Origin of the sequence: Sphingomonas sp., from assembly GCF_042095875.1 — a bacterium.
GTDB lineage: Bacteria > Pseudomonadota > Alphaproteobacteria > Sphingomonadales > Sphingomonadaceae > Sphingomonas.
On sequence record NZ_JBELMJ010000087.1, the window covers coordinates 1 to 4864 of the forward strand.

At 67.7% G+C, this 4864-nt stretch carries 7 protein-coding genes; 4 read left to right on the forward strand and 3 right to left on the reverse strand.

Annotated features, from left to right (window positions below):
• Both ACFDS6_RS16505 and ACFDS6_RS16510 read left to right on the forward strand, forming a co-directional pair.
• Positions 1-887, forward strand: an 887-nt coding sequence (locus tag ACFDS6_RS16505) for an ATP-binding cassette domain-containing protein (RefSeq protein ID WP_375273186.1), incomplete at its 5' end; no start/stop codon positions are given.
• Positions 887-1315 carry a ribose-phosphate pyrophosphokinase gene (locus ACFDS6_RS16510; protein ID WP_375273187.1) on the forward strand — a complete coding sequence of 143 codons (429 nt, stop codon included), beginning with the start codon at positions 887-889 and terminating at the stop codon, positions 1313-1315. The genes ACFDS6_RS16505 and ACFDS6_RS16510, both read left to right, overlap by 1 nt.
• Positions 1316-1341: 26 nt before the next feature.
• On the opposite strand, the gene ACFDS6_RS16515 is transcribed toward ACFDS6_RS16510, so the two are convergent.
• Positions 1342-1890 (reverse strand): Uma2 family endonuclease, encoded by a 549-nt coding sequence (locus ACFDS6_RS16515; protein WP_375273188.1) that lies wholly within the window; start codon positions 1888-1890, stop codon positions 1342-1344.
• Between the two features lie 43 nt (positions 1891-1933).
• Positions 1934-2416, reverse strand: coding sequence for an Lrp/AsnC family transcriptional regulator (locus ACFDS6_RS16520; RefSeq protein ID WP_375273189.1), 483 nt, complete (start codon positions 2414-2416; stop codon positions 1934-1936).
• Between the two features lie 110 nt (positions 2417-2526).
• Here ACFDS6_RS16520 and ald point away from each other — a divergent pair, with 110 nt between their 5' ends.
• Complete coding sequence (ald, locus tag ACFDS6_RS16525) at positions 2527-3606, forward strand: alanine dehydrogenase (RefSeq protein WP_375273190.1); 1080 nt, start codon at positions 2527-2529, stop codon at positions 3604-3606.
• A 60-nt stretch (positions 3607-3666) separates the two neighbouring features.
• Here ald and ACFDS6_RS16530 read toward each other — a convergent pair whose 3' ends face one another.
• Entirely contained in the window at positions 3667-4458 is a 792-nt protein-coding gene (locus ACFDS6_RS16530) for a S1/P1 nuclease (protein WP_375273191.1), read from the reverse strand.
• Between the two features lie 194 nt (positions 4459-4652).
• On the opposite strand from ACFDS6_RS16530, the gene ACFDS6_RS16535 reads away from it, so the two are divergent.
• A partial coding sequence (locus ACFDS6_RS16535; RefSeq protein WP_375273192.1) for an entericidin EcnAB occupies positions 4653-4864 on the forward strand: 212 nt, incomplete at its 3' end.

A 4864-nucleotide genomic window follows, 5' to 3' on the forward strand; every position in this document is an offset into this window, starting at 1 on the left:
AGGAGGCGGGACGCCAGCGCGCGATCGCCGACGAGCTCGCCTGGATGCGCCAGACGCCCAAGGCGCGGCAGACCAAGTCCAAGGCACGCATCCGCGCCTTCGACGAGCTGATGGAGAAGCAGGAGAATCGCGTCGCGGGCAAGGCGCAGATCCTGATCCAGCTGCCCGAGCGATTGGGCGGCAAGGTGATCGAGGCCAAGGGGCTGACCAAGTCGTACGGCGACAAATTGCTGTTCGACGGGCTCGACTTCACGCTGCCGCCGGGCGGGATCGTCGGCGTGATCGGGCCGAACGGCGCGGGCAAGTCGACGTTGTTCAAGCTCATCACGGGGCAGGAGCAGCCCGACGGCGGGACGATCGAGGTCGGCTCGACCGTCAAGCTCGGCTACGTCGACCAGAGCCGCGACCACCTCGATCCGAACAAGAACGTGTGGCAGGAAATCTCCGACGAGCTGGAGGTGTTCCGTTTCGGCAAGCAGGAGCTGGGCACGCGCGCCTACGTGGGCGCATTCAACTTCCGCGGGCCCGACCAGCAGAAGAAGGTCGGCCAGCTGTCGGGCGGTGAGCGCAACCGCGTCCACCTGGCCAAGATGCTGAAGGAAGGCGGCAACGTCCTCCTGCTCGACGAGCCGACCAACGACCTCGACGTCGAGACGCTGCGCGCGCTTGAGGAAGCGCTGGAGACGTTCGCGGGCTGCGCGGTGGTGATCAGCCACGATCGCTTCTTCCTCGACCGGCTGTGCACGCACATCCTTGCGTTCGAGGGCGACAGCCACGTCGAGTGGTTCGAAGGCAATTACGAGAGCTACGAAGAGGACAAGCGCCGTCGCCTGGGCGATGCCGCCGACCGTCCGACGCGTCTGGCTTACAAGAAGCTCACGCGCTGATGCGGGCCGCCTCCCGCAACGACGGCGATCTGTCGGCGTGGCTGGAGGCGGAGGGGATCGTGCCGGTCGAGGGGCCGGGCACGATCGCCGACGTGGCGCTGGTGCGCGGGTTGCTCGTATCCGCCGCGCGCGACGGGCGCGCGGTGAGCTACTCCGAGCTGCTGCGCGCGCTCGATCACCGCTTCACGCGACCGAAGATGCGGGCGTTGTGCAAGACGCTCGACGCGATCGACGCCGCGGGCGAGGCAGCCGGCGAACCGGCGCTCGCGGTGCTGGTCGTGCGCGAGGGCGATCGATTGCCGGGGCAGGGTTGGTGGACGACGCTCGGCGACCGGCGCGGCTATCGCGGCGCGTGGGAGGGACGTGAGGCGGAGCGCTTCGTGGCGGGCGAGCAGGAAAAGGCGTTCGCCTATTGGCGGGTGCGCTGACGCTCAGAGGTGGTCGGTTTCGATCGTCAGGTTGGCATAGTCGCAGCCGTCACACTAGCGCCGAACTGGTGTTCGACACGTTGAAGGTATGCACCGTCGGCAGGTGACCACAATTGGTGGATGATCCTGCCGTTGACGTCCACCAGCCGATATTCGGCGACCTGGTGGCGCGCGTAGATGGCGGCCTTGCGGGTCAAATCTGATTTCAATGTAGTATCCGCCACCTCAGCGACGAGGCGCACCGAGCGTAGTGGGATCAACCCGGCGCCGTCAGGGTCGCTCGTCAGCGTGATGTCGGGTTCCGGAACGTTGTGCGGAGGCACGTCGATCGACGCCTCCACCATCACCGCCAAGCGCTCGACGCTCTGCGACAACGCCAGCTTGAACGCCTCGTACAAGGCAATTTTCGCGCGTGCGTGGGGTCGGTGCTGCGCGTTCATGTACATGACCTCACCGTCGATCAGCTCCGTCTTGCCATAATCCTCGAAGGCGCCGTCGCGATCGAGCGACAGATAGTCCTCGACGCGTAGCTTCACGCGGGTCGGCACGTTGGTGATCGGCACCTGCTCGGTCATGCCATGAAAGCTATCATGCGTAGGCGCTGGTTCCAACCACGGCTCAATCGAGCAGGTGGAGCGGTAGCCGGGCGGCGACGACCTCGCGCAGGACGAATCCGGACTCCATGCTGGTGACGCCGGGCAGGCGCGACAGTTCTTCGCGGTGGACCACGGCGAAGTGCGCGAGATCGCGCGCCTGCACGGTGACGAGATAATCGTACGATCCCGACATCAGGTCGCAGCGCACGACCGAGGGGCTGTCGGCGATCGCGCGCTCAAACGCGTCGAGCACGTCCTTGCGCTGGCTCTCCAGCGTCATCTTGATGTGCACGGTGGTGCCGAGCCCGAGACGCGCGAGATCGAGTTGCGCGGCATAGCCCGCGATCACGCCCGCCTCCTCCAACGCGCGCTGGCGACGCGCGATCGCGGTGGCACTGCGCCCGATATGCTCGGCGAGCGCGAAGGCGGTCGCGCGCGCGTTCCCGACCAAGGCACCGAGTAGGCGGCGGTCGATGCGATCGAGCGGTTCGGATTGCTGCGTCATCTGACTCGATCTTGCAGGATCATGGCGTCGATCGGCAAGCGGGCATCGCGCTTCGCCGGGAAAAAGCGCGCGCGACGCAGTAAAGGGCGGGAAAATAGAGGAGAGTCATCATGCGTGTCGGCGTTCCGAAGGAAATTAAGAATCACGAGTACCGCGTCGGGCTGACGCCGGGCGCGGTGCGCGAATATGTCGCGCACGGTCACGAGGTGCTGGTGCAGGCGGGCGCCGGGCTCGGCATCGCGGCGTCCGACGACGTCTACCGCGCGGCGGGTGCCGAGATCGTTGACACCGCTGAAGAAGTGTTCGCGCGCGCGCAGATGATCGTGAAGGTCAAGGAGCCGCAGCCGAGCGAATGGGTGCAGCTACGCGACGACCAAATCCTGTTCACCTACCTCCACCTCGCGCCCGATCCCGAGCAGGCCAAGGGGTTGATGGCATCGGGCGTCACCGCAGTCGCGTACGAGACCGTCACCGACGCGCGCGGGCAGTTGCCGCTGCTCGCACCCATGAGCGAGGTCGCGGGTCGCCTGTCGATCGAGGCGGCCGGCCACGCGCTCAAGGCGCCGAACGGCGGGCGCGGCGTGCTGCTGGGCGGAGTGCCGGGCGTGCAGCCGGGGCGCGTCGTCGTGCTCGGCGGCGGCGTCGTCGGCACGCACGCGGCGCGCATGGCAGTGGGCCTGGGTGCCGAGGTGACGATCATCGACCGCTCGATCCCGCGCCTGCGCGAGCTCGACGAACTGTTCGGCGGCCGCGTTCGCACGCGCGTGTCGACGCTTGAATCGATCGAGCAGGAGATCGCCGAGGCCGACGCGGTGATCGGCGCGGTGCTGATCCCGGGTGCCTCCGCGCCCAAGCTCGTCACCCGCCCGATGCTCGCCCACATGAAGCCGCGCGCGGTGTTGGTCGATGTCGCGATTGACCAGGGCGGCTGCTTCGAGACCAGCCACGCGACCACGCACGCCGAGCCGACCTACGAGGTCGACGGCGTGATCCATTACTGCGTCGCCAATATGCCCGGCGCGGTGCCGCTGACGTCGAGCCACGCGCTCAACAACGCGACATTGCCCTACGGCCTCGCGCTAGCCGACAAGGGCTATACCGCCTGCGAGGAGAACCCGGGGCTGATGGAGGGTCTGAACGTGCGCCGCGGCAGGATCGTCAACCAGGTCGTGGCGGACGCGCTCGCCTGATTGACTGAATAGCGGGAGGCAAGGAGGGCGGCGTGTCGCGGGCACGCCGCCCTTTTCGCGTCAGCGCCGCTTGCGATCGGGCCAGAACAGCGCGTTGAGGTAATCGGCGAGGCGAACCCCGCCCATCTCCAGTCGTTGCTCGACCCGCGCCTTGTTCTGGTACACGTAGGCGTAGGACAGCGCCGGATCGGTCGGGTAGATGTGGTCGCGCAATGCAGTGCTCTCCGCGATCCAGACGGCGGGGTCGGTGCTCGCCCAGGCGCGGCGGTCAGCGGGCGCGATCCGCGCGGCCAGCCACGTCGCCAACTCGCTGTACGACAGCTGCTCGTCGTCGATCAGCCCGGAATCCCACACCGAATGAAGATTGGTGGGCTTGCCGAAGAAGGTTACCGACACCTCGTTCCCGCCCTTGTCGGTGCCGTTGCCGGCGTGAAGCGGCTGGTGCAGGTCGCCGATGATGTGGATGACGAAGCGCAGCGCCGCCTGACGCTCGGCGAGCGGCGCGTGGCGATCCCGAACGATTGCGGTGAAGCGGCGCAGCGCGGTCACCGCGTCGCCCTCGGCGGGCGGCATGACCTGAGGATAGCTCTTTCCCTTCGGCACGGTGACGTAGTGCCACGGGGTGGATTGGCGCTGCCAGTAGGGCTCCGGGTCGGCGCGCATGAAGTCGGGCCAGTTCGACGCCTCCGCCATCGTCTCGACGCCCAGGATGCCGCGCACGCCCGCGCGCGCGCTGGGCGTGAGCAGCGGCTCCGCGATGGCGCCGACGACGCGGTGGCCGGTCTTGCCCCAGGCGTGGGCGGGGCTTGGCAGGGCGAGCAGTGCCGAGACGGCGAGGGCTAGGTAACGCATGTCGCGGTAATGACCCGCAATTATGTCGGGCACGTGATGGATTGAATGCCGTTGTAGATGAAGACCCGGCGCGATCGTCGTCGTTGTCGCTGCGGAACAGTTGCGGCGCGTGCCGGGTTGTTGGTGCCGTTGCCGGTGGATCCTATCGGCGACGCTATGTCGGGCGCCGCGGGCGTCGTGTTCCGGGAGGATTTATGAAGAAGGTTCATTTGGGTCTGGCGTTCGCAATTGCCGCGATGCCGCTGGCCGCGTGCAGCGAGCGTGCGCAGGAGCAGACGTCGCAGGCGGCGGACGCGATCGGTGACGATGTCGCCTCGGCCGGTGCACGTGCGGCGAACGCGACCGAGCGCGCGGCGGACGACGTGTCGGCAGCCGCCGACCGCGCGGGCGAGAACATCGAGCAGGC